Source organism: Natronococcus roseus (assembly GCF_043677095.1).
Taxonomy (GTDB): domain Archaea; phylum Halobacteriota; class Halobacteria; order Halobacteriales; family Natrialbaceae; genus Natronococcus; species Natronococcus roseus.
In genome coordinates, this window is the sequence record NZ_JBHLJR010000003.1 from 342445 (window position 1) to 365831 (window position 23387).

A 23387-nucleotide genomic window follows, 5' to 3' on the forward strand; every position below is an offset into this window, starting at 1 on the left:
CTCCCTGCTCGTCGTCGATCGCCCATGGTCAGTGGCCGAACGATCATCAACGCGATCATCGGCGCCGTCGTCGGAATCGTCCTCTCCTTTATCCCGTTCTCGACGGTCGTCGGCGGCGCTGTCGCCGGGTTTCTCGAGGGGCCGGACGACCGGGACGGGGCGATCGTCGGTGCCCTCGCGGGCGCGATCACGTTCGTCCCGATCGCCGCCGTCGCCGTGCTGGGAATCGGCTTCGTCGGATTCGGGTTCGGCGTCGCCGCCGCACCCGCGGAGGGCTTTGCGTTCGTCGTCCTGTTGATCCTCGTCGGGGTCCTGTTCGCGTTCGTCTACACGGTCGGCCTGTCGCTACTCGGCGGGTACCTCGGGGCCTACCTCGCGCGAGAGTACCCCGGAAAACACGCGCGAACGCGGGAGACGTTCGGCGGGAGGCGACGGGAGCCGTCCCCCCGTTCCGGGACGCGACCGCGCGAGCGGGACGCGGAGGGAGCCGATCGACTCGACTCGGATCGGCCGACGCGAAACGAACCGGCCGACGACCCCGAGGACGACGACCTCGATCCCTCGCGGTGGCGCGAAACCCGAGATCACGAGCGAGACGAGTAGCGCCCGCTCCTAGACGAATTCGAAGAGCGCCGACGTCTGGCCGTCCTCGCGGCCCGTGAGATACAGCGCGCCGGCTTCCACGGCGGGACCGCTCGTCGGCCTCGCCTCGCCGTCGTACTGCCACTCGAGCTCGCCGCTTTCGGCGTCGAACGCGCCGATCGTCTCGCCACTCCCCGATCCGGAACCCCGGTCGCGACGCACTCGAGCGAAGATCAGCCCGGAACCGATCACGGGTCCGGTCGCGTACGAGGAGACGGCTCGCTCCGATCGCCAGACGCGGTCGCCCGAGTCGGGCTCGACGACGGTGAGCGCGCCCCCGTCGTCCGACGCGCAGACGATCCCGTTCCCGACGGCGACGGCGTCGACGTCGCGATCGGCGACCTCGGTCCGCCACCGGACGGCGCCGTCGAAATCGACCGCGATCACCGTTCCAGACCCCGTTCCGACGTACACGCCGTCGCCCGTGACGGCCGGTCCGGCCGTGAGCTCGTCGTCGGCGTTGGCCCGCCAGCGGACGTCGCCGGTCTCGCCCTCGAGCGCGTGGAGTGTCGCGTCGCCGCCGCCGAGGTAGATCGTCCCGTCCCGGCTCGCGGGGGTCGCCGTCGGTCGCACGCCGATCGGTTGCTCCCAGCGTCGGTCGCCGTCCTCGAGGTCGTGGGCGGCGACGCCGAGGCGTGTACTCGCCAGCAAAACGTCGTCGTCGACGGTTGGATCTGGCCGAGACCAGCTGAACCGAACCGACTCCTCGGTCCGCCAGCGCTCCTCGCCGTCCCGGTCGAACGCCCGGACCGACGATCGGGAGCCGATCAGGACGCCGTTCTCGAATACCGCGGGTGCGGTCCGCGGCTCGAAGTCGGCCAGTGTGACCGTCCACTCCCGCTCCCCGGTTTCGGCGTCGACCGCGAACAGCCCCTCGTCCAAGTCCGAGGCGACGACGGTTCCGTCCCGAACGACCGGGTGAACGTGACCGACGTGGGTCTCGTACGATTCGGTCCACGAGACCGACAGCGGCGGCTCCGGCACCGCATCCGGGGGAACGGTCCGCGTGTTCGCCGGATCGCCGTGAACGACGGCCCACGACCCTCGCTCCGGGGCCAGCGACGGGTCGACGCTGACCTCGCCGTCGAACGTCTCGAGGTCGCTCGAGTCCCGGCCGAAACAGCCCGCGCCCGTCGCCGTTATCGCGCAGGCGCCCGCCGCGAGGACGGCTCTACGACGCATCGTCACCACCGAATTTCGCGAGCCGTCCCCATCGGGTGGTCGCGTAGAGCGCGCCGTTCGCGACCGCTTGCCCGTCGGTCGGAAGCTCGCGGCCGAACGACCCGCCTTCGAAGTAGTCGCTCTCCTCGTCGTCGCCGACCGCCCCCCACCGGTGCTCGCCGTCCTCGCGATCGAGCGCGCCGAACCCGACGAGGACGCGGTCGCCGACGACGACCGGGGCGCCCGTGATCGGCGTCCGATCGGTTCCGCTCGAGGACTCGTCGTCGTCCGGAGCGAGATTCACGTGGCGCCACCGCTCCTCGCCGGTGTCCCGATCGACCGCGTAGACGTTCTTCGCGCCGAGGTACACCGCGTCCTCGCCGACGGTCGGCGAACTCGTCGCGTCGACGCCGGTCGCGAACGTCCACTCGCGGCTCCCGTCCTCGACCGACCGCGCCTGTAGCTCGCCGGGAACGGCGACGTAGACGGTTCCGTCGGCGACTGCGGGAGAGGGAAGCATGCTGGAACGGGCGGGATCCTCGAGTTCGATCGCCCACCGCTCCGATCCGGACTCCTTGTCGAGTCCGCGAACGAGCACCGTCCAGGGGGGCGGGTCGTCGTTCGATCCCGTCAGTACGACGACCGTCTCGTCGCCCACTGCGGGTCGCCCCGTCGCACGATGCTCGTCTCCCAATCCAAGTCGATCACGGATCCCTTTCTGTCGGTCGTCCCAGCACCGCTCTCCGGTGTCGACGTCGACGGCGAAGACGCGCCCGTCGTCGGTCTGGACGTAACACCAGCCGTCGGCGACCGCGGGCGTGCGAACCGCCGCGCCGAGGTCCGTCTCCCAGACGACGTCGCCGCCGCGGCGCTCGAGTCGGGTCAACGTCCCGTCGCCGTCGCCGACGACGAGGCCGTCGCCGACGAGCGCGGGCGCCCCGCTCGGATCCGAGAGCGAGTGTTCCCACTCGAGTTCGCCGGTGGCCTCCTCGAGTGCGAACACCGCGCCCTCGTCGTCCTGTTCCGGGGGGAATCGGTCGTCGGGAGCGGACAGGCCGTAGACGACGTAAACTCGCTCGTCGTCGACGACGGGGGCGCTGGCGACGCCCCCGTGATCGTCGTGCTCCCAGGCGTCGAACCGCCAGCGTTCGGGCGGATCGTCCGGCGGCGAATCGCCGTCGGGGTCGAGGCCGGTGTTCGCGGCGTCGAACCCGGGCATCGGCCAGCTCTCCGGCGGCGGATCGGCGTCCGTCCGGGACGGACACTCCTCGCCGAGACAGCCGGCGGTGCCGGCTCCGCAGACCGCCGCGAGGACGCGTCGGCGTTGCATACCGTCCGCATTCCAAACCCGAGCTATATGCTTTGTCGGTCGGCCAGTCACTCGTACCGGAGCGCGTCGATCGGATCCGTCCGGGCCGCCCGCCAGGCGGGGTACAGCCCGGAGAGGATCCCCACGAGGACACCGACGGCGATCGCGAGCGCGACGTACTCGAGGGGGTAGACCAGCGGCAGGTCGATGTACCACGCGCCGAGGTAGCCCGCGGCCAGCCCGAGGGCGGTTCCCAGGATCGCGCCGACGACGCCAAGGATCACCGCCTCGGCGAGGAACAGCCCCAGCACGTCGCGGTTCTGGGCGCCGACGGCTTTCATGATCCCGATCTCGCGAGTGCGTTCGGTGACGCTGACGAGCATGATGTTCGCGATCCCGATCGAGCCCACGAGCAGGGAGATCGCCGCGATCCCGACGATGAAGTTCTGTAACAGCTCGAGGACGTCCTCGAGCTGCTGGAGCAACTCGGCGCTGGTCTGGAACGTCATCGCGAGCTCCTCGTCGAGGAACTCGCTCGCGTCCGAGTCGTCGCTCTCGAGGTAGTCGACCGCGGCCTCGCGGGCGGCGTCGACGTCGTCCTCGTCGGCGGAGTGGGCCTCGACGATGACCGCGATGAAGCGCGCGTCGCCGTCGTCGGCTTCGGCGGCGTCCTCGCCGCCTCCGTCATCGACGTCCTCGCTCCCGCCCGTTCCGGCCGGTCCCTCGTCGCCGAGCCCCGCGGCTCCGGCCTGTTCGACGTAGTAGGGATCGGTCGGCACGTAGATCCGCGGGGAGGCCTCGAACCCCTCGAACGGGCTCAGCCCCTCGTTGCTGTCGGTGATACCGACGACCTCCGCGGTCGCCTGTTCGCCGCCGAGGACCGTGATCGTGATCTCGTCGCCGACGCTGACGTTCTCCTCGAACTGGCCCGCCGCGGCGGGGTTGAGCACCGCCTCGCGCTCGCCGGGCTCGAACTGTCGGCCCTCGCGGAGCGTGTCCTCGCGGACGTAAGACGGGCCGGTTGCGATCACCCCGTCGCCCTGAGCGACCTGTTCGTCGCCGCTCGAGACCGCCTGGCTCTGGATCGGCGCGTAGCCGTAGGCCGCGTCGACGGCCTCGAGCCCCTCGATCGACTCGAGGTCGTCCCCGCTGACGACGGGCTGGGCGCCCGCAAGCGGTCCGCCCTCGGTGTCGGGGTCGGCCGCCCAGCCGTAGACGTTGCGCTGGTCGTCCGGGCTGATGTCGCCGACGATCCCCGCCTGCAGGCTCGCGCCCAGGGTGACGAACGCGATCACCGCGGCGATCCCGATCACGATGCCGAGTGTCGTCAGCGCCGACCGGAGCTTGTGGCCCCGGATCGAGCGCCAGGAGAGTCGCAGGCTCTCGAGCGGGTTCATCGATCCTCCGTCGCCCTACCGTCGTCGGCCGGCTCGCCGGGGTCGCTCGTGGATTCGAGCTCCTCGATCCGTTCGATCTTCCCGTCGAGCAGGTGGACGATCCGCTCGGCGCGCTCGGCGACGTGGCGCTCGTGGGTGACGACGACCAGCGTCGTCCCCGCGTCGTGGAACTCGCCGAAGAGGTCGAGCACCTCGGCTTCGGTTTCGGTGTCGAGGTTCCCGGAGGGTTCGTCGGCCAACACGAGGGCCGGATCGTTCACCAGCGCACGCGCGAGCGCGACCCGCTGGCGCTGGCCGCCCGAGAGCTCGTTCGGAACGTGATCGATGCGGTCGCCGAGACCGACCCGCTCGAGCAGCTCCCGGGCTCGCTCGCGGCGCTCGTCTCGGCCGACCCCCTGGAACAGCTGCGGCAGCGCGACGTTCTCGACGGCGTTCAGCCGTGGCATGAGGTTGAACGTCTGGAAGACGAAGCCGACCGTCGTCCCGCGGAGGGTAGTTCGTTCCCGCTCGCTCAGGGTCGCCACGTTCGAACCGTCGACGACGACGGCCCCGTCGGTCGGCGTGTCGAGACAGCCGACGAGGTTCATCAGCGTCGACTTCCCGGAGCCGCTCGGTCCCATGATTGCGGTGTAGGACCCTCTCGGAACCTCGAGGCTGACGCCGTCGAGGGCGTGGACGGGCTCCCCGAGCTGGTAGGTCTTCCGGACGTCCTCGAGGCTGACGGCCGTCGCCCCGTTCACTTCGGTCTCGGCGCCCGGTCGTGTCATAGTGTTCCAAAGGCTTCCCTGGCGAAAAAGGTTCCAATCCGGGTGATGGTCGCCGCAATCGGTGTTCTCGAGTCGGATCGTGCTCCGGACAGTCCTGTTAGTAGGCGACGCAAAACATATGTAGTTGCTAAGTAAATAGTCAGCAAATAAAACCGTGACTGCAATCGACATCTCGAACGTGACCAAACGGTACGGCGACGAACTCGCCCTCGAGGGACTGGACCTTACGGTCCGGGAGGGCGAGGTGTACGGCTTTCTCGGGCCGAACGGGGCGGGGAAGTCGACGACGATCAACCTCGTGCTCGATTTCATCAGACCGACCGCGGGCGAGGTATCGGTGTTCGGGCGGGACGCCCAGGACGCGAGCCTCGAGATCCGCGAGCGAACCGGAATCCTGCCCGAGGGGATCGAACTCTACGATCGGCTGACGGGGCGCCAGCACGTCGAGTTCGCCATCGAATCCAAGGCGGCCGACGACGACGCCGACGAGCTGCTCGAGCGGGTCGGGATCGCCGACGCCGCCGACAAGAAGGCCGGCGGCTACTCGAAGGGGATGGCCCAGCGGCTCACCCTCGCAACCGCGCTGGTCGGCGAGCCCGACCTGCTGATTCTCGACGAGCCCTCCACAGGATTGGACCCCAACGGCGCCCGCGAGATGCGCGAGATCATCCGCGAGGAGAACCGCCGCGGTGCGACCGTCTTCTTCTCCTCGCACGTCCTCGGCCAGGTGGAAGCGATCTGCGACCGCGTTGGGATCCTCCGTGACGGCGAACTGATCGCCGAGGACACCATCGCCGGCCTCGAGGACGCGGTGCCCGACCGAACCCGGCTTCGGGTGCGGCTCGATCGCATCCCCGAGGACTCGGGGGCCGCGCTTTCGGCCGTCGAGTCGATCGACGGCGTCTCCGAGGTCGAGGCGGAGGGGACGACGCTGGTCGTAAGCGTCGCCGACGAGGCGAAGACGACCGTCCTGCGGACCATCGAGGACCACGGCGTCACCGTCGAGGACTTCGAGACCGACGAGTCCTCGCTCGAGGACCTGTTCGTCGCCTACACCGCCGAGGAACGGGAGGTGGCGCCGTGAGCGCGATCGCCGTCGCCAAGAAGGACTTCCGCGACGCCGTGCGCTCGCGGACGCTGCTCGCCCTGACGGCGCTGTTCGGACTCTTTACCGTCGGCGGAGCGTACCTGGCCTCCTGGGCCGCCGAGGTGCTCGACGGTGGCGCCGAGACGACGCTCGATCTCATCATCGCGCTCCAGACGCCCGCGAGCTATCTCGTCCCGATCATCGCGCTCGTCGTCAGCTACGCCGCGATCGCGGGCGAGCGCGAGAGCGGGAGCCTGAAGTTCCTGCTCGGCCTGCCCCACTCGCGGCGCGACGTCGTGGTCGGGAAGATCCTCGGCCGAACCGGGGTCGTCGGGGTCTCGATCCTCGTCGGGTTCGCCGTCGGCCTGATCGGGCTGTTCGCGTTCGTCGGCTCGGTCTCGCTGGTCGACTACCTCGGCTTCACGCTCGTGACGCTGCTGTTCGGACTGGTCTACGTCTGTATTGGCGTCGGGCTCTCCTCGATGACCCGCTCGACGACGAAGGCGGCGATCGGCGCGTTCGGCCTGATCGTCTTCTTCTGGTTCGCCTGGTCGATCCTCGTCCAGCTCCTGTTGTACGCCGTCGAGGGACAGTTCCTCCTCGAGGAGTTCCCCGACTGGTACGTCACGCTGCTCTCGCTGTCGCCCGACGCGGCCTACGGCTCGGCGCTGGGCGCCGTCCTCGGAGAGTCCGGACTGACGATGAGCGGAATGTACGGAAGCACCGACGAGCTCCCGCTGGCCGCCCGTCCCTGGTTTGGGTTCGTCGTGCTCGGCGTGTGGGCGCTCGTCCCGCTCGTGATCGGGATCCTGCGGTTCGAGTCGATCGACCTCTGATACGGACCGTTGCAGCGTTTTGCCGGTGATCGCTCGAGCGGAGGCGACGACCACCGGTAATGAACAACAACTGCCCGTACGAGGGAGGAAGTACAACGTTTTTCCCGCCGCCTCTCGCCCTATGAGCCATGAAGACGACGGGCGGCTCCGACGCGGCGAAGCGACGCGCCGGCGAGCGCGCGGCCGAGGAGGTCGCGGACGGCGACGTCGTCGGGCTCGGAACCGGCTCGACGACCGCCTACGCGATCGAGGCGATCGGTCGGGCCGTCGACGACGGGCTCGAGGTCCGGGGAATACCGACCTCCTTCCAGTCCCGGCAGCTGGCCCTCGAGGACGGGATTTCGCTAACCGAACTCGACGCCGTCGAGGGAGTCGATCTCGCGATCGACGGCGCCGACCGGGTGGTCGACGATCCCGGATCCGCGGCGCACGGCACGCTGATCAAAGGCGGGGGGGCTGCCCACACGCGCGAGAAGCTCGTCGACGCGAGCGCCGACCGGTTCGTCGTCGTCGCCGACCCCTCGAAGCTGACCGACCGACTCGAGGCGTCGGTTCCGGTCGCCGTCCTCCCCGAGGCCCACACGGTCGTCGCCGAGCGGATCGCCGAACTGGGTGGCGAGGCGACGCTGCGAGACGCACAGCAGAAGGACGGCCCCGTCGTCACCGACGCCGGAAATCTGGTACTCGACTGTGAGTTCGGCCCGATCGCCGAGCCGGGGGAACTGGCGGGACGGCTCTCGAGCCTGCCCGGCGTCGTCGAGCACGGGCTGTTCGTCGACGTCGCCGACGCGACCTACGTCGGGACGGACGATGGCGTCGAGGTTCGACGCTACTGAGGACGGCGGTCAGTTCCGCGCGGGCTCCCCCTCGCTTTCGTTGCTCCCGATCGTCGACAGCGCCGCGACGGTCAGATAGAGCACGCCCAGCAGCCGCGCGGCCGGGTTCACCCACGGCTTCGGCTCGAGCTCGTCGACGTTCTCGTAGACCAGCCGCTGACTCAGTTCGACGAGGGGCTCGGGGACGAGCACGAGCGCGATCCCCGCGAGCGCGAGCAGCCGGTTGGCGATCGTCGCCCCCGACTCCCGGCGGGCGAGCACCCAGACGAACAGCGCACCCTCGAGTCGGGCGCCCCACAGCGCCTGCGGCCGAAGTTGGGCTTCCTCGGCGTTCTCGAGCCCGATTCGCTCACACGCATCGATCACCGGCTGGGGCTTTGCGATCTCGAAGATTCCGAACGCGATCAGCAGTTTGCGGAGCATCGTCGTCTTTCGGATGGACGCCAACCCTCAAAAAATCGGCCCCGGACCCGCACGCGGCGAACGGATCGCTTTTCACGATCCTCGTGTCCCTACTAGGCAATGACCGAGACGGCCGATCGCAAGGACGATCATATCCGTATTATCGAGGAAGAGGACGTCGAAACGAAGGGTACCGGCTTCGAGGACGTCGAGCTGATCCACGAGGCCCTCCCCGAGATCCACCGCGACGAGATCGACACGTCGACGACCCTCTTCGGCGCCGAGGTCGACGCGCCGATCGTCATCGAGAGCATGACCGGAGGCCACCCGAACACGACGAAAATCAACCGGGCACTGGCCGAGGCCGCCCAGCGGACGAACGTCGCGATGGGTGTCGGCAGCCAGCGAGCGGGTCTGGAACTCGACGACGAGGAGCTGCTCGAGTCCTACACCGTCGTCCGCGAGGCCGCGCCTGACGCCGTCCTCTACGGCAACGTCGGCGCCGCACAGCTGCTCGAGTACGACCTTGCGGACGTCGAGCGGGCCGTCGAGATGATCGACGCCGACGCGATGGCCGTCCACCTCAACTTCCTCCAGGAGGCGGTCCAGCCCGAAGGCGACGTCGACGCTCGAGGCTGTCTCGCCGAGATCGAACGCGTCGCCGACGGGCTCTCGGTGCCAGTCGTCGTCAAGGAGACGGGCAACGGCATCTCTCGGGAAACGGCTCGACGGCTCGCCGACGCCGGCGTCGACGCCATCGACGTTGCGGGCAAGGGCGGGACGACGTGGTCGGGGATCGAATCCTACCGGGCCGCTGCGGTCGGCGCCGACCGACAGGAGCAGATCGGGAGGCTGTTCCGCGCGTGGGGCGTTCCGACCGCCGTGAGCACCCTCGAGGTCGCCGACGAACACGACACCGTCGTCGCGAGCGGCGGCGTTCGGTCGGGACTCGACATCGCGAAGGCGATCGCGATGGGCGCCAGCGCCGGCGGGCTCGCGAAGCCGTTTCTTGGTCCTGCGGGACAGGGCGCCGACGCGGTCGTCGACCTGCTCGAGACCCTCGAACTCGAGTTGCGAACAGCGATGTTCGTCACCGGCGCGGCGTCGATCGAGGCGCTCGGCGAACGCGAGTACGTCCTCACCGGGCGGACGAAGGAGTACCTCGAGCAGCGCCGGTAACTATAGTCGCCACTGAACGTCAGTGCGCACCCGATCGCACAGCCGTCGTGCGATCGGTGTGCAAACAGTTTCAGTTGTTACTATACCCGCTCTCGCCCCTCGCGCTGACGGCGCAGTCGGGACTACGTGTCGTTGCTTCGATAAAAGAACGCTCGAGCGAGTCGCCTTACAGGTCGCGCGGCTGGACCGTCTTCCGGTCGTTCTCCTCGGCGCGGCGGGCGGCGTCCTCGAGAAGCTGGTCGACTTCCTCGTCGAGTGCGTCGTAGAAGTCCGAAGCGACGTTCTTGTCATCGAGCGCTTCCTTCACAGCGGCTTTGACGATAAGGTCTGCCATACGATGTGTCCGTTCCCGTTTTCCCATTATAAGTATTGTGGTTATGCGGGGGGAGACCGGGGCTGCAGCGGTTCGTTCGCCTGTTTGGGGCGCACATGCCACCGGAAAATATATGGTTGATGAACTCCGCCGCCCAACCTCGGGGTGTTCCGACCGGAGAATCGGTCTCGCGCGCGGTCTGGGTCCGCTCGCGCGCGTTTCCGAACTCGCGATTCGGGTCGACGGATTCGAGTAGATCGATCCCCCAGTTCGGGTATGCGCGAACTCCTCGAGGCCGTCGCCGACGGCTCGCTGTCGCCGGCGGAGGCCGAGGCCGAACTCAACGGCTACGTCACCGGCGAGGCGGGACGGTTCGACGCGGCTCGCCAGCAACGTCGCGGCATCCCGGAGGGAATCTTCGCGGCGGGCAAGACCGCCCCGCAGGTCGTCGCCCTCGCCGAGACCGCACTCGAGACGACCGGTCGGGCGCTGATCACCCGCGCCGACGACGCCCAGATCGAGGCCCTGGAGTCGAGCCTGCTCGAGTCCTTTCCCGACGCGACCCTCGAGCGCTGGAGCACCACCGTTCTCGTTCGGACGGCCGAGGCCGAGCAGCCGTCGCTCGACGCGACGGTCGGCATCGTCACCGCGGGCACCGTCGACGGCCCGGTCGCCGACGAGGCCGCGGCGGTCTGTCGGGACGCCGGCGTCGCGGTCGACCGGGTCGACGACGTCGGCGTCGCCGCGCTCGATCGCCTGCTCGACCAGCTCGATCGGCTCCGCGAGGCCGACGTGTTGCTCGTCGCCGCGGGGCGAGAGGGAGCGTTGCCGACCGTCGTCGCCGGCCTCGTCGACTCGCCGGTGATCGGGATTCCCGTCTCGAGCGGGTACGGCCACGCCGGCGACGGCGAGGCGGCGCTCGCGGGAATGCTCCAGTCGTGTACGATCCTCTCGGTCGTCAACGTCGACGCGGGGTTCGTCGCGGGCGCGCAGGCGACCCTGATCGCACGGGCGCTCGATGACGCTCGGCGCTGAGCCGGTAACGGGTTTCTGGAAAATATTCTTCCGAAGTCAGAAAGCCAAACTACGTTTGGGAAAGCGTTTTTATTGGTATGCGGACTACGGTTGAACGCCGGCCGAAGCCGGCACCACAATGCCCACCTGTGACCACTGCGACGCGCACGTCTCCGAACGGTTCGCCCGCGTGTTCGCCGACGAGCACGGCGAGATTCACGCCTGCGTCAGCTGTTCGGCGAACGCAGGGATCGCGGAAGCCGCCAAGGAGCGCGTCCGCGGCGCCTGAGTCGCTCGAGTACCGCCATCGACAGACCACGGCTGGACCCCGCCACCTAGCTGCGGACGAGACGATTTTTGCCCGTCGGCTCCATACCCTCGAGCGATGGCAGACGCCGACCACGTGGTCTACGTCCTCGAGTGTGCCGACGGCTCGCTGTACACGGGGTATACGACCGACCTCGAGCGTCGCGTCGCGGAACACGACGCGGGCGAGGGTGCGAAGTATACCCGGGGACGGACGCCGGTGGAGCTGTGCTACGAGGAGGAGTACGACTCGAAGTCCGCGGCGATGTCCCGCGAGTACGAGATCAAACAGCTGACGCGAACGCAGAAGGAGCGGTTGGTCGGGCTCGAGTGAGCACAGAAGTGACGCGTCACTCTCGGAACTGCACTCGTGTCGATTGGGTCGCTACGTGTAGAGTATCTATGCAGCATTCGGTAGCTACTGACTTCATACAATCACTACTGAACGAAGATGGGCCGTCGGTGTACTGTTTCTTATCGGAATGGCACAGTCACGCGTGGTCGACGAGACTATCGTACTCATACGTCGAGTTCTATTTCTTCGACCGGGACTCGCATTCTGTACTTCCCAACCTCGAAGCCGAGTTTCTCGTAATACGCCAGCGCACGCTCGTTGTCGATGTCCACCTCCAGTGCAAGTTGCTCACAACCGTCTTCGCGAGCGGACTGCACGGCACGTGCGACCAGTTGATCGGCCAGCCCCGCTCCACGATACAACTCCCTGACATAGAACTCACCAACGACGAGCCTGTCGGGCCAGTCAAACGCAGACGGTCCAGTCTCTAGATCTACACTGATAAAGCCTGCAAAGGTCGCACCGATTTCCTCGAGCGGCGCTGTCGAGTTGTCGACATCGTCAAGTGCAACCCAGAGACGGCTGTCGGCCGTCTCGAAGCGGTCGATGTGCCACTCAATTTCTGCCTCGATATCGAACTCCGAAGAGAGTCCCTGTGCCTCGACCACCTCGCCCAATTCTCGCCTGTACGGCAGCCAGAGTTCTTCCATGTACCGACGAATCGGGCCGTCCGCAGCTCTGACGCGACGAATGTGCATACACATTCAGCACGCGTACAGTGATTAACAGTTACGACTGTTACCGAACTGCCACAAGACGTCAATCCTTCCCGTTCGTCGTGCGAGATTCGCGCGCTGTATTCAGCACGACTCTCTCAGCATCCCTATTAGCTGATGGAAGAGACGGCATTAGGTGCGCATCTGGACGTAACGCATCACGCTGGCAGCAAGGAATTTCCACGTCCTCCCAGCCGATTCGTTCGTTCACTCATCCTCTGTCAGAGCATGCTCTGACGAGCCTTCGCTGATGCAGTATGAGCAAAGAACTCCACGTGGGTGAACCACAGTTCGCTGGCGACTCACTGTGATCCAGCGCGCACCACTACTCGTCGGCCGCAGCCGTCCGCGGGCTACTCACGTCGGGTTCGATGTGGGCGTACTCGACGAGCATCCGGCCGAGCTTTCTGGTACGATCCTCGAGTTTCTCGTCGACGAACGCGCGGCCGTCGATGGCCTCGGGGTCGGCGGCGAACTCGCTCGAGGCGCCGCGGATCCCGACCTGGTGGGGGAGGACCCAGCCGTGAACGCCCCGGACCGTGATCCGGAGGTGGTCGAGCGTCGAGCCGTAGCTCCCGCCGCCAGCGGTCGCGAGCAGACCGACGGTCGTATCTTCGAACTCCTCGAACCCGCAGTAGTCGTGGAGGTTCTTCAGCGCCCCCGAGTACGAGCCGTGGTAGACCGGGGAGCCGAGCGCGACGGCGTCGGCCTCCCGAACGAGCCGTTTCACCGCCTCGCCGTCGCCCTGATCGTCGACGTCGGGGTCGTAGACGGGGAGGTCGTACTCCCGCAGATCGAGCAGCCGCGTCTCGGCGCCGGCCTCCCGGGCCGAGTCGAGAACGTACTCGAGGGCGGTTCGCGTGTAGCTTTCGTCGCGGAGACTGCCGGAGACGGCGAGAACGGAGGTCATACCGCCTCTAGCGGGGTCGACGTCAAAACCTCGTTGCCTTCGGCGCCGACAGCGTCGCCTTTTTCGCACCGGGCGGTGAGGGGCGGGGTATGGAGACGATCTCGTTCGGAACCGACGGCTGGCGGGCGCCCCTCGAGGAGTTCACGGCGCCGAGAGTGCGGATGGTCGGACAGGCGGTCGCGACGTACCTCGCCGACGAGGGACTCGAGGGCCCGGTCGCGGTCGGCTACGACGCCCGCGAGACCTCGCGGGGGTTCGCCGAGGAGCTGACTCGCGTGCTGTGTGCCAACGGGTTCGACGTCCTGCTGTCCGAGCGGGACCGACCGACGCCGCTGTTCGCCCACGCGATCGTCGAACGGGACCTGGCGGGAGCGATGGTCGTCACGGCCTCGCACAACCCGCCGGAGTACAACGGCGTGAAGTTCATTCCCGAAGACGGGGCCCCGGCACTGCCGGAGGTAATGGACGCGGTCGCGGAACGCCTCGCCGAACCCGATCCGCTGCCCGAGGACGAGCACGGAAGCGCCGAGGAGGTCGACTTCGTCGCATCCCACGCCGACGCCGCGTTCGAGCTCCTCGAGGAGACGATCGGCGACGTCGACCTCGAGGGGACGACCGTCGCCTACGACGCGATGTACGGTAGCGGCCGCGGGACGACCGACGCCATCCTCGAGCGGGCCGGCGCCGACGTCGATCGGCTGCGCTGCGAGCAGGATTCGGAGTTCGGCGGCGGCGCACCCGAACCCGCCCCGGAGAACCTCGAGGCGCTCGTCGAGCGCGTGACCGACGGTGACGGCGACCTCGGCGTCGCCAACGACGGCGACGCCGATCGAATCGCGATCGTGACGCCCGAACGGGGCTACCTCGACGAGAACCTCTTTTTTGCCGCACTGTACGACTACCTGCTCGAGCGCGATTCGGGGGCCGTCGTCAGGACGGTGTCGACGACGTTTCTCATCGACCGGGTCGCCGACGCCCACGACGAGGCCGTCCACGAGGTCCCGGTCGGCTTCAAGTGGATCGCTCAGGGGATGGCCGACCACGACGCGCTGGTCGGCGGCGAGGAGTCGGGCGGGTTCACCATCCGCGGGCACGTCCGCGAGAAGGACGGCGTCCTCATGGCGTTGCTCGCCGCCGCGATGCACGACGCCGAACCGATCGACGAGCGCGTCGACCGACTGCTCGAGGATCACGGCACCGTCGTCCAGGACAAGCGAAGCGTCGCCTGCCCCGACCACGAGAAGGCGCGCGTGATCGACGATCTCGGCGACGAGATCCCCGACGACGTCGCCGGAACGCCCGTCGAGAACGTCAACACCGCCGACGGCTTCAAGCTCCAGCTCGAGGACGGCTCCTGGCTGCTGGTCCGTCCGAGCGGGACCGAGCCAAAGCTGCGGGTCTACGCCGAGGCGACCGATGAGGACCGGGTCGCCGAACTGCTCGAGGCCGGCGAGGCACTGCTCGAACCGTTGATCTGAGCTTCAAACGGTTTCGAGGTACGCTCGAACCGCGTCGCGCTGGGCCTCGAGTTCGTCCCGCGCTCGCCGGAGTTCGGCGTCGGTCAGCGGCGCTTCGTACTCGGTTTCGGCGGTCGACTCGTCGATCCCCTCGCGGCTCTCGAACTCGCGGACGAACCGCTCGAAGCCCCTCGTCAGGTGGTCGAGGGCCCGCTCGAGCGCTTCGTCGGGAGGAAGCGGGTCGGCGATCGGTTCCACGTCGACCCCGCCGTGCTCCCGGTGGACCTTCGCGTGAAGCCCGTCCTCGGCGACGTCCCGACTCGTCGCGCCGGGACGGTGGCAGTACTCGACGACGTCGCGCCACTCGCTTCCGTTCCAGTACTCGAGGGCGACGAGGAAGCGAGTCACGGCCCCACCCTCGGTTCCGACCCCGATACGGGAGCGCATCCCACCTGGTCCGGCGAGCGCGCGGTCGAACTCTCGGTCGTACTCGCTGCGGTACTCCACGACGACGGCTCCGATACCGAGGCTGCTCGCGACGAACCCGATCGCGGTTCCGACCGCCGGAAGGGTGAACGCGACCGCTGCGACGGCGGCTCCGGCGACCGGTGCCCGCATCCAATCGTCCGCGACGAGTCGACCGACCGCGAGGTATCCGAAGACGGTCGCGACGAACGAGAGCGGAACGAACGCGATCAGTACCGGCAACGCGAGCACGCCCGCGCCGAGGACGGCCAGCACGAGCGCGCCGCCGATCGCGCCGAGACTGACGACGACGCCCCAGGCGAACGTGCCGATCGGGTCGTGTAGGACGCGATCGGTCACCGTCCGGGTGTACTCGCGCCCGAAGTAGACGAACGCGCCGCCGAGGACGAGAACGGCGAGCGCGCCGAAGGTGCCGGTGATAATCCAGTCGCCGACCGATCGTCCGAGGAACGGCTCGTATCCGCCTACGACCGCTACGGCGTCGACCGGCTGTATCGATCGCCCCATCTCTCGGGTGGTCGTCTCCTTTCGGTCGGTAAGTACTTTTCAGCCGACGTTCCCCGATCTGGGGGTTGCGCACTCCGGGACCACGTTTACCGGATCGGCGCTCCTAGCTCGGGGTATGAGACACAAGAGCGAAGACGCTGCGTACACGGAACTCGAGCCCGACGCGTGGCACCAGAACGATCAGGGGAACTACTCGGTCGACTGTCCGGAGTGTGGTTCCGAGGCGACGCTGATGAACGTCGTCAAACACGGCCGCTGCAACGGCTATCTCAGCAAACACGACGAGGACGTCGAACTCGACACTCAGCCGATGGACTGTACGGCCAAGCTCTGGTTCGAACTCGGCTACGTCTCCGATCCCGACGAGTCGATGACCGACGACGCCGTCGGCGCGGAGGATGGTGAGGACGAGACCGACCAGGACGTCGAGTCCGGCGAGGGCGTTCCGGCTTCGGACTCGGACTCGGACCCGGGCGGGACCGTCGACGAGGACCAGACGTAGCGCCTGCGTTCAATCGATTCGCTCCGCGGGGACGCCGGCGACGGTCGTCCCGGAGTCGACATCGTCGGTGACGACCGACCCCGCGCCGACGGCCGCGCTTTCGCCGATCGTGATATCTCCCAGTAGCGTCGCGTTTGCGCCGACGGTGACGCCGTCCTCGAGGGTCGGATGGCGCTTGACGGGTTCGTTCGCCGTTCCCCCGAGGGTGACCCCGTGGTACATGTGGACGTCGTCGCCGACCTCGGCCGTCTCCCCGATGACGACGCCCATCCCGTGGTCGATCGTAACGCGGCGTCCGACCGTCGCCGCGGGATGGATCTCGACACCAGTCAGCATGCGGACGAAATAGGCGAGCAGGCGGGCGACGAGTTCGAACCCTCCGTTCCAGAGCCGGTGGGCGAGTCGGTGGCCCCAGACGGCGTGGACGCCGGGATACGTGAGCCAGACCACGCGACAGCCCGTCGCCGCGGGATCGCGGTCGCACATCGCACGAACGTCCTCGCGGAGTTTTCCGATCATGCGTCCTCGAGGCGGATTTCGTTGTTATCCGACGCCGTTCGAACGAGTTCGGGCCGCGACGGTCGTCGTCGGCCGGAGGCCGCGGCGAGCGCGACGCTCCGTGTAACGGACCCGGTGCGGCCGGTCGAGAGCATGCCTCTCACTACTCCGATCGACGGGCTAAAATGGATCGCTTCGCTGACCATCCTGTAAACCAACTATGACGATATCTTTTTCGCTACTTGCCGCGCTCGAGCCGACTCCCGATCCCCTCGGGAAGCCCCGCCGCAGCGACGGCGTCCCTGACGGCGCCGATGTCGTACTCGACGCGGTGAGTCTCGATGGTCATCGCCTCGAGGTCGACGACGGCGTAGGCCGCCCGCGGATCGCCGTCGCGGGGCTGGCCGACGCTGCCGGGGTTGACGACGATCCCCTCGCCGTAGCGCTCGACGTGTTGAATGTGCGTGTGGCCCAAAACGAGGACGTCCTCGTCGTCGAGCAGTCGCGGCGAGAACTCGGCTGGACGGGTGTAGTGGGTGTAGCGTTCGGGATCGTCCGGGTGACCGTGAACGAGCTTTACCCGATCGTCACACGCCAGTCGCTCCTCGGGCAGGTCGGCGAGCCACTCGAGCTGATCGGCCGAAAGCTGCTCGAGGGCGTGTTCGACGCCCGCTTTGGCCATGCTGTTGAAGCGAAACGGCGTCTCCTCGACGACCGCGGCGTCGTGGTTGCCCATCACGGTCGGCACCGCACGCTCGCGGAGTTCGTCGACGCAGGCCGCGGGCCAGGGGTTGTAGCCGACGACGTCGCCGGCACACAGGAGTTCGTCGACTGCAGGCATGTCCGCGAGGACTGCCTCGAGGGCGACGCGATTGCCGTGAACGTCGGAGATGAGCCCGACTTGCATACCCGGAACTACGGCACGGGGACTTGTAGGTCGTCCGCCGGCGACGTGGCCGGTAGGGAACCAGGATGGTGGCACTCGCCCGTTCGATCGAACGACGGCTCCTCGCTTAGTCGCCGTTCTCGATCGCCGTCTCGAACCCGTCGTCGGTCCGGGCGATTCCGGCCGCACAGACGGCGTGTTCGAACTCGTGATCGTAGACCTCGCTCGCCGCCTCCGAAGCGGTATCGGCCTCGAGGTCGAACGCCGTGGGCGAGTCCTCCTCGTAGGTCGCGACCAGCGTCGGCTCCTCGACGGTCTCGATGAGCAAGGCATCCTTCCGAACGGTACCGATCAGCGCCTCGCCGTCCTCGCCCAGAGTGGCCGCGATCCGAGGCGTGTCGTAATCGTCCTTCTCGTAATCCAGCGCGAGCAGACTCTCCGCGAGGGCGTCCCGGGCAGGGTAACCCAGCTCGAGCTTCTCGGCGATCGGATCGACGTGGGAGCCGTTGCCGAAGGCCGCCGTCTCGCCCGTCGGCGTCTCGACGACCCGCAGGCAGTTGTAGGAGACGTAGGGGTTGTCCGTCTCGGGGGCGTCTGCGGTCGGGCCAACGGTGAGTGCGTCGTCTCGAGCGGTGAGCTTGCGGTTCGGGAACGACCTCGAGGAGACGCGGTAGGCGCCGACCTCGGGACCGACGACGACGAATCGTCCGACGTACATACACGTGGCTGTACAGGGAGAGGTGAAGTGTGTGTCGATCTGTGCACTATCATTGACTCCGCATAGTCGCGCGGCGTGAATCTTTATGTTCAACTAAACGATAACTCTAAACATGGCGACGGAGGAGGCCTGCCTCGAGGCGTTGCGACGCGCCGCGGACGAACTCGGCGAATCACCGACGAAGGCGCAGTACGAGGATCTCGGACTGACGCCAGCTTCGGCGACGATCATTCGAACCGTCGGCGGATGGAACGCGGCGAAAGAGCGAGCCGGACTGGCGACCGAACCGTCTACCGGTTCCCGCACACTGCCGAAACCGGACGATGTGGACTTGCCACCGGATACAGTCTGGAAGGAGCTTTCGGTCGATCAACGGTGACACTATCGGAACGTCGAGCGGAATACCGAACGGACGCTGTTCCGTCGTTCCGGCCTCCGTTCGTGGCTCAATACCAAAAAGCGTGACTGGGGCTGTTCGCGTTGCGACGTTGACACGCCGACCTGTCTCGACTTCCATCACCGAGACGGAGAAACGAAACGGATGGCGGTCGGACGAATGATCACGTTCGGATACGGGAAGGACGCGCTCCGGGAAGAGATCCGAAAGTGTACGCTGCTCTGTGCGAACTGCCATCGAAAGCTCCATCATACGCCGCCGGAACGGGAGCGCAGACGGTGGGTTCACGACCGAAAACGCGCCGAGGGGTGCGAACGCTGCGGTGAATCGGTTCCGGCGTCTCTGGACTTCCACCATACGACTGATCGAAAGGAAGCGACCGTCGCGAGATTGATCTCGGACGATCGATCGAGAGAACGCATTCGAACCGAAATCGACCGCTGTACCGTTCTCTGCGCGAACTGTCATCGAAAGGAACACCAGGACGTCTCCGCTGCTGATCGCTGATCGCCGTCGGCCGATTAGGGAGACGGACGACAGTTCGTCGGAGTTCGTAACACTCTAATACGGACCCGCCGTTACGAGTAGATAGGTCGTCTCCGACAGACGACGCGATGCAGTCCATTGGGGTAGCGGCCAATCCTGAAGCCTTCTGGGGGCTTCGACCCTGGTTCGAATCCAGGATGGACTACTTCCTCTCGAGTTCGTTTCGACCCGTTTCGTAGCGTCCGTTGTCGATCTCCAGTCGAAACGAAGGGGTTCTCGGATCGGCGTTCCGACCAGAACCCATATTCGGTCGGCCTCCCTACGAGTCGGCGATGAGACGACGGGAACTTCTCGCCACGGGAACGGCGGTGACGGCGGCGGCTATCGCGGGGTGTCTCGGCGACGACGATAGCGCCGACGGCTACGGACCCGAACAGGACTCGGTACCCGAGGAACGATCGATCGACACCGACGCCTACGAGCTGCTTGAGGTCGGCGACGTCGACGTTCCGCTGGCGCCGCTCGAGGACGTCGCCTACTGGTACGAGCGGCGGGAGGCCCGCTTCGCCGACACGCGAGGGAGCGACCAGCACGAGGACCTCCGGATCACGGGTTCGGCGCTCAGCAGCGCTCCGGACGGCGTCTCGAACGATCCGGTCGAGGACTGGTCGACGGACGACCGCATCGTCACCTACTGCGTCTGCCCCCACGCCCTGGCGGGACAGCGAGCCGCGTCGCTGATCGACGCCGGCTACGAGAACGTCTACGCGTTCGACGAGGGACTCGAGGCGTGGGTCGCCCAGGGGTATCCCGTCGAGGGCGAGCGGGCGACCCAGAGCCTGACGTCGTACCAGATCCGCGGCCGATCGGATCCCGCCTATGCCGGCGAGTACGTTCACGCCCGAACCGTCGACGCCGATCAGAGCGAGGTGAGCACCGTCGAGGACGACGGTAGCTACGAACTGACGGTTCACTTCACCGGCCTCGAGGCCGACTCGCTGCTCGAGATCGAGGCGCCGGACTACACTCGAGAGCTAACCCTCGAGGAGGCGACCGACGGCGTCGTTACCGCCTGAGCGGCTGTCCGCCGGTTTCTCGTTCGTAGGCGCCCTCCCGCTCGAGTTCGCCGCGTCTTCGAAGCACTGACGGCGTCCGACAGATCCCCGGGGCACCCGTCACCTGCGGCACCGTACAGTTGTTGCAGCTCTCACAGAGAACGCGCACGTCCTCGCCGCCGCTCGCGGACTCCGTCTCGAGCAACCGAGCACCCAGCCGCGGCTCGGCGTAGAACGGACGGGCCATCCCGACCATCTCGCAGGCCGCCGACCCGGTTTCGCTACCGAGCAGACGATCCATCTCCCGACGCTTGCGGATCCCACCTTCCGCGAGAACGGGAATCGAGACCTGCTCGCGCACCCGTCGACAGAACGCCTCGTTCCAGGCCGGCTCGGTGTCGTACTGCAGCGACTGGAGCCGGTTTCCAAGGGCGACGAGACGTTTTCGGACTGTGCCGCCGAACGCGGCGTCGTACCCCTCCTGGAGCGCCTCGTTCTCCCACGCTCGGTCGGGGTACTTTCCGCGAACGATGCTCATATCCCAGACGACCGACGTCCGTACCGGAACGACGGCGTCGTAGCCGATCTTCTCGAGTCGACGAGCGATCTCGATCCCGTCCTCGAGCGAGAGCTTTCGCCGAACGATCGGTGCGGGCGGGGCGGGAGTCTCGACCGGCACCTTCGCCATCACCGGAAGCTCGCCCGCGTGCTCGCGGATCTCCTCGTAGACCACAACTAAAAAGCGAAGCCGGGCCTCCGGCGAGCCGCCGAACTCGTCGTCGCGTTGGTTGTAGAACGGCGAGAGGAACTGCTGGACGATCCCCATGTTCGCGCCGGCCAGGTGGATCCCGTCGTAGCCCGCCTCGGCCGCATATCCCGCGGCCCGACCGAAGTCGGCCGCGAGCTCGTACACCTCCTCGGTCTCGAGCACGTGGGGCTCGTACGAGAGGAACCCGGCCCGATCGAGCGCCCGGAGCTGCCAGGGTGGCTCCGAGACCGCGAGCTGTTCGAGCCCCGGATGCTCCCGGCGGTACTCGGCGTGCCAGGTCTCCATGCTCCGGAGCCCGCCGTGCTCGAGCTGGAGGAAGAGCTTGCTGCCGTGGTCGTGGATCCGGTCGGTCAGCCGTGAGAGTTCGGCGACGAAGTCGGGGTCGTGAACGCGGGTCATCCCCGGCGCCGCACAGCCTCCTTCGCCGCGGACGATCGTCGCGCCCTGACAGAGCAGCCCGACTCCCGACGCCGCGGCGGGTTCGAGATCCTCGATCAGCGTCTCGACGGCGTCGGGGCCGTTGCCCGCACACTCGAGCAGCGGCGCGCGGTAGAGTCGGTTCGGAACGCGACAGCCGCCGATATCGATCGGATCCTCGAGGGTTGCCATGCGAGAGACGTATCACGCGTTCGCACAAGAGGGTAGCGTCGCCTTCGACCCGATAGCACTGTGTGACACACCGTCCCCGATTTCAAGTACATCGCAATCGATCGGCGAGTATGGCGGGAACGACGTTCCTTCGGGGCGAACGTGTCGAACTGCAGCCGATCGAGCGCGACGATGCCGCTTTCCTGGCGGGACTGGTCAACGACCCGCGGGTTCGCCGTCACCTCGGCGCCGCCGACCCGCTGAACCGGATCCAGGAGCGCGAGTGGATCGAGTCGCTCGACGACACGGAAGGGTACCACTTCCTGATCGCCGCCGACGGGAGCCCGGTCGGATCGATCGGGTTGCACGAACCGAACGAGATCTGGGGGACGATCGAGATCGGATACATGATCGACCCCGACTGCTGGGGCCAGGGCTACGCGACGGACGCCGTTTCGCAGGCGTGTCGCTACGCGTTCGCCGAACGGCGCTTCGAGAAGGTGTTCGCCTGCGTCTACGAGACCAACCCCGCCTCGCACCGCGTCCTCAAGAAGGCCGGGTTCGTCGAGGAGGGACGGCTTCGCGACGAGGCGTTCGTCGAGGGCGAGCGCGTCGACCTCTTTCGGTACGGGCTGCTGGCCGACGACTGGTTCGAGCAGTGAGCGACGGCTCTCTCAGGGCGGCGTGATCACCGCCCGCCCCTCGATCTCGCGGTGCTCGAGCCGTTCGGCGACGGTGTTGATCTCTTCGAGGTCGTAAATTTCGGTACGGAGCTCGACGTCCCCGCGATCGACCAGTGCGACGAGCTCCTGGAGTTCGGCGTACTTCCCCACCAGGGTTCCCTTGAACGAGAACTCGCCGTTGACGAGCGCTTGGCAGGGTTCGTGGATGTGGCCGCCGTAGCCGATCACGTGGTGATCGCCGCCGGCAGCGACCATGTCGGGCGCCGCACCGGTCGTCTGATCGGCCCCGACGAAATCGAGCACCTGCTGGGCGCCCTCGTCGTCGGTCAGGTCCATCACGCTCTCCGCGAGGTCGTCCTCCCCGGAGTTGATCGTGTAGCGAGCGCCCAGATCCTCGGCCAGTTCGAGGGCCTCGTCCTTCAGATCGGCGGCGACGATATCGGCCGCGCTCATCGCGTCGAGACACTGCAGCCCGATGTGGCCGAGTCCGCCAACGCCGATGACGACGCAGGTGTCGCCGGGATTCAGTTCGCGAACGGCCTTTTTCGTGGCGTGATAGGCCGTGATCCCCGCGTCGGCGTGGGGGGCGATCTCGGTCGGGTCGACGCCGTCGGGGAGCGGAATTACCGCGCGCTCGTTGGTCTGAAGGTACTCCGCGAACCCGCCGTTCGTGGTGAGGCCGTTGAACGCGCTGTTCTCGCAGTACATGTCCTCGCCGAGCCGACACGGCCGACAGATTCCACAGGTCTGGACGGGATGACAGATTACCGGGTCGCCCTCCTCGACGAGGGTTACCTCCTCGCCGACTTCCGCGACGATGCCCGCGTTCTCGTGGCCCAGCGTCATCGGAAGGTCCTGCGGGGCGTACTCCTCCCACATTCCCTCGATGATGTGGTTGTCGGTCTGACACCAGCCGGCGCCTGAGACCTCGACCAGGATCTCGTCGGATTTCTCGAGCTCCGGCCGGTCTATCTCCTCTACCTCGAGGGCCTCGCTCATGTCGTCGGTGTACTCGTGGAGACGGGCTGCTTGCATGATACCACGTCACGCTTTGTCGTACTGGGTGAAAACGTTCGCCCAACGTATCGACGCTCGGACACGACTGCCGCCGGCACGTCCTCCGGT

26 protein-coding genes, 1 tRNA gene and 1 pseudogene are annotated in these 23387 nt (G+C 67.2%); 14 read left to right on the plus strand and 14 right to left on the minus strand.

The annotated features are described in order from the left end of the window. Window positions 1–24: 24 nt before the first annotated feature. Complete coding sequence (locus tag ACFEMD_RS09650) at window positions 25–603, plus strand: DUF5518 domain-containing protein (RefSeq protein WP_394740799.1); 579 nt, start codon at window positions 25–27, stop codon at window positions 601–603. A gap of 9 nt (window positions 604–612) precedes the next feature. On the opposite strand, the gene ACFEMD_RS09655 is transcribed toward ACFEMD_RS09650, so the two are convergent. The 4 genes from ACFEMD_RS09655 to ACFEMD_RS09670 are packed head-to-tail and all read right to left on the minus strand — an operon-like array spanning window position 613 to window position 5276. Continuing rightward, window positions 613–1824 (minus strand): outer membrane protein assembly factor BamB family protein, encoded by a 1212-nt coding sequence (locus ACFEMD_RS09655; RefSeq protein ID WP_394740800.1) that lies wholly within the window; start codon window positions 1822–1824, stop codon window positions 613–615. Next, the gene (locus ACFEMD_RS09660) at window positions 1814–3133 is read right to left on the minus strand and encodes an outer membrane protein assembly factor BamB family protein (protein ID WP_394740801.1); all 1320 of its coding nucleotides are present in this window, start codon (window positions 3131–3133) and stop codon (window positions 1814–1816) included. Before ACFEMD_RS09660 ends, ACFEMD_RS09655 begins: the two co-directional genes overlap by 11 nt. Window positions 3134–3180: 47 nt before the next feature. Beyond that, window positions 3181–4509, minus strand: coding sequence for an ABC transporter permease (locus tag ACFEMD_RS09665; RefSeq protein ID WP_394740802.1), 1329 nt, complete (start codon window positions 4507–4509; stop codon window positions 3181–3183). Further along, entirely contained in the window at window positions 4506–5276 is a 771-nt protein-coding gene (locus ACFEMD_RS09670; protein ID WP_394740803.1) for an ABC transporter ATP-binding protein, read from the minus strand. Before ACFEMD_RS09670 ends, ACFEMD_RS09665 begins: the two co-directional genes overlap by 4 nt. A gap of 154 nt (window positions 5277–5430) precedes the next feature. Here ACFEMD_RS09670 and ACFEMD_RS09675 point away from each other — a divergent pair, with 154 nt between their 5' ends. The 3 genes from ACFEMD_RS09675 to rpiA all read left to right on the plus strand — a co-directional run bounded on the left by ACFEMD_RS09675 (window position 5431) and on the right by rpiA (window position 8035). Further along, window positions 5431–6360, plus strand: a complete 930-nt coding sequence (locus ACFEMD_RS09675; protein ID WP_394740804.1) for an ABC transporter ATP-binding protein — start codon at window positions 5431–5433, stop codon at window positions 6358–6360. Then, window positions 6357–7199, plus strand: a complete 843-nt coding sequence (locus ACFEMD_RS09680) for an ABC transporter permease (RefSeq protein ID WP_394740805.1) — start codon at window positions 6357–6359, stop codon at window positions 7197–7199. Before ACFEMD_RS09675 ends, ACFEMD_RS09680 begins: the two co-directional genes overlap by 4 nt. 128 nt (window positions 7200–7327) lie before the next feature. After that, the gene (gene rpiA / locus ACFEMD_RS09685) at window positions 7328–8035 is read left to right on the plus strand and encodes a ribose-5-phosphate isomerase RpiA (RefSeq protein ID WP_394740806.1); all 708 of its coding nucleotides are present in this window, start codon (window positions 7328–7330) and stop codon (window positions 8033–8035) included. 9 nt (window positions 8036–8044) lie between these two features. Here rpiA and ACFEMD_RS09690 read toward each other — a convergent pair whose 3' ends face one another. Beyond that, the gene (locus ACFEMD_RS09690) at window positions 8045–8458 is read right to left on the minus strand and encodes a hypothetical protein (protein WP_394740807.1); all 414 of its coding nucleotides are present in this window, start codon (window positions 8456–8458) and stop codon (window positions 8045–8047) included. A gap of 99 nt (window positions 8459–8557) precedes the next feature. Here ACFEMD_RS09690 and fni point away from each other — a divergent pair, with 99 nt between their 5' ends. After that, the gene (fni, locus tag ACFEMD_RS09695) at window positions 8558–9616 is read left to right on the plus strand and encodes a type 2 isopentenyl-diphosphate Delta-isomerase (RefSeq protein ID WP_394740808.1); all 1059 of its coding nucleotides are present in this window, start codon (window positions 8558–8560) and stop codon (window positions 9614–9616) included. Window positions 9617–9782: 166 nt separating this feature from the next. Here the strand turns inward: fni and ACFEMD_RS09700 are convergent, their stop codons facing one another. Next, window positions 9783–9950, minus strand: a complete 168-nt coding sequence (locus ACFEMD_RS09700; RefSeq protein WP_005554854.1) for a DUF1931 family protein — start codon at window positions 9948–9950, stop codon at window positions 9783–9785. 255 nt (window positions 9951–10205) lie between these two features. Between ACFEMD_RS09700 and larB the strand changes: the two genes are divergently transcribed. The 3 genes from larB to ACFEMD_RS09715 all read left to right on the plus strand — a co-directional run bounded on the left by larB (window position 10206) and on the right by ACFEMD_RS09715 (window position 11583). Then, window positions 10206–10964 (plus strand): nickel pincer cofactor biosynthesis protein LarB, encoded by a 759-nt coding sequence (larB, locus tag ACFEMD_RS09705; protein WP_394740809.1) that lies wholly within the window; start codon window positions 10206–10208, stop codon window positions 10962–10964. A 118-nt stretch (window positions 10965–11082) separates the two neighbouring features. Then, on the plus strand, window positions 11083–11232 hold the full coding sequence (locus tag ACFEMD_RS09710) for a DUF7563 family protein (RefSeq protein ID WP_394740810.1): 150 nt from the start codon (window positions 11083–11085) through the stop codon (window positions 11230–11232). 96 nt (window positions 11233–11328) lie between these two features. Next, window positions 11329–11583 carry a GIY-YIG nuclease family protein gene (locus ACFEMD_RS09715; RefSeq protein ID WP_394740811.1) on the plus strand — a complete coding sequence of 85 codons (255 nt, stop codon included), beginning with the start codon at window positions 11329–11331 and terminating at the stop codon, window positions 11581–11583. Window positions 11584–11768: 185 nt separating this feature from the next. Here ACFEMD_RS09715 and ACFEMD_RS09720 read toward each other — a convergent pair whose 3' ends face one another. Together ACFEMD_RS09720 and ACFEMD_RS09725 are read right to left on the minus strand one after the other, a co-directional pair. After that, window positions 11769–12302, minus strand: a complete 534-nt coding sequence (locus ACFEMD_RS09720; RefSeq protein ID WP_394740812.1) for a GNAT family N-acetyltransferase — start codon at window positions 12300–12302, stop codon at window positions 11769–11771. Window positions 12303–12645: 343 nt separating this feature from the next. Beyond that, window positions 12646–13230: an NADPH-dependent FMN reductase gene (locus ACFEMD_RS09725; protein WP_394740813.1), complete on the minus strand. Its 585-nt coding sequence runs from the start codon at window positions 13228–13230 to the stop codon at window positions 12646–12648. A gap of 89 nt (window positions 13231–13319) precedes the next feature. On the opposite strand from ACFEMD_RS09725, the gene ACFEMD_RS09730 reads away from it, so the two are divergent. After that, on the plus strand, window positions 13320–14708 hold the full coding sequence (locus ACFEMD_RS09730) for a phosphoglucomutase/phosphomannomutase family protein (RefSeq protein WP_394740814.1): 1389 nt from the start codon (window positions 13320–13322) through the stop codon (window positions 14706–14708). A gap of 3 nt (window positions 14709–14711) precedes the next feature. Here ACFEMD_RS09730 and ACFEMD_RS09735 read toward each other — a convergent pair whose 3' ends face one another. Next, window positions 14712–15680, minus strand: a complete 969-nt coding sequence (locus tag ACFEMD_RS09735; protein WP_394740815.1) for a DUF7718 family protein — start codon at window positions 15678–15680, stop codon at window positions 14712–14714. Between the two features lie 115 nt (window positions 15681–15795). Between ACFEMD_RS09735 and ACFEMD_RS09740 the strand changes: the two genes are divergently transcribed. Continuing rightward, entirely contained in the window at window positions 15796–16182 is a 387-nt protein-coding gene (locus tag ACFEMD_RS09740; RefSeq protein ID WP_394740816.1) for a hypothetical protein, read from the plus strand. 9 nt (window positions 16183–16191) lie between these two features. On the opposite strand, the gene cysE is transcribed toward ACFEMD_RS09740, so the two are convergent. The 3 genes from cysE to ACFEMD_RS09755 all read right to left on the minus strand — a co-directional run bounded on the left by cysE (window position 16192) and on the right by ACFEMD_RS09755 (window position 18284). Then, the gene (gene cysE / locus ACFEMD_RS09745; RefSeq protein ID WP_394740817.1) at window positions 16192–16701 is read right to left on the minus strand and encodes a serine O-acetyltransferase; all 510 of its coding nucleotides are present in this window, start codon (window positions 16699–16701) and stop codon (window positions 16192–16194) included. 217 nt (window positions 16702–16918) lie between these two features. Continuing rightward, complete coding sequence (locus ACFEMD_RS09750; RefSeq protein ID WP_394740818.1) at window positions 16919–17587, minus strand: metallophosphoesterase family protein; 669 nt, start codon at window positions 17585–17587, stop codon at window positions 16919–16921. A 106-nt stretch (window positions 17588–17693) separates the two neighbouring features. Beyond that, entirely contained in the window at window positions 17694–18284 is a 591-nt protein-coding gene (locus ACFEMD_RS09755) for an IMP cyclohydrolase (RefSeq protein ID WP_394740819.1), read from the minus strand. Between the two features lie 112 nt (window positions 18285–18396). Here ACFEMD_RS09755 and ACFEMD_RS09760 point away from each other — a divergent pair. The 3 genes and pseudogenes from ACFEMD_RS09760 to ACFEMD_RS09770 all read left to right on the plus strand — a co-directional run bounded on the left by ACFEMD_RS09760 (window position 18397) and on the right by ACFEMD_RS09770 (window position 20243). Continuing rightward, window positions 18397–19188, plus strand: a pseudogene (locus ACFEMD_RS09760) (homing endonuclease associated repeat-containing protein). A 111-nt stretch (window positions 19189–19299) separates the two neighbouring features. Then, window positions 19300–19372 (plus strand) — tRNA-Gln (locus tag ACFEMD_RS09765). A gap of 127 nt (window positions 19373–19499) precedes the next feature. Then, window positions 19500–20243, plus strand: coding sequence for a rhodanese-like domain-containing protein (locus tag ACFEMD_RS09770; RefSeq protein ID WP_394740820.1), 744 nt, complete (start codon window positions 19500–19502; stop codon window positions 20241–20243). Here the strand turns inward: ACFEMD_RS09770 and ACFEMD_RS09775 are convergent. Beyond that, on the minus strand, window positions 20233–21600 hold the full coding sequence (locus ACFEMD_RS09775) for an oxidoreductase (RefSeq protein ID WP_394740821.1): 1368 nt from the start codon (window positions 21598–21600) through the stop codon (window positions 20233–20235). The two genes, ACFEMD_RS09770 and ACFEMD_RS09775, sit on opposite strands and share 11 nt — an antisense overlap. A gap of 110 nt (window positions 21601–21710) precedes the next feature. Between ACFEMD_RS09775 and ACFEMD_RS09780 the strand changes: the two genes are divergently transcribed. Continuing rightward, window positions 21711–22241 carry a GNAT family N-acetyltransferase gene (locus ACFEMD_RS09780; RefSeq protein ID WP_394740822.1) on the plus strand — a complete coding sequence of 177 codons (531 nt, stop codon included), beginning with the start codon at window positions 21711–21713 and terminating at the stop codon, window positions 22239–22241. 12 nt (window positions 22242–22253) lie between these two features. Here the strand turns inward: ACFEMD_RS09780 and ACFEMD_RS09785 are convergent, their stop codons facing one another. Then, complete coding sequence (locus tag ACFEMD_RS09785; RefSeq protein ID WP_394740823.1) at window positions 22254–23297, minus strand: NAD(P)-dependent alcohol dehydrogenase; 1044 nt, start codon at window positions 23295–23297, stop codon at window positions 22254–22256. Window positions 23298–23387 lie beyond the last annotated feature (90 nt).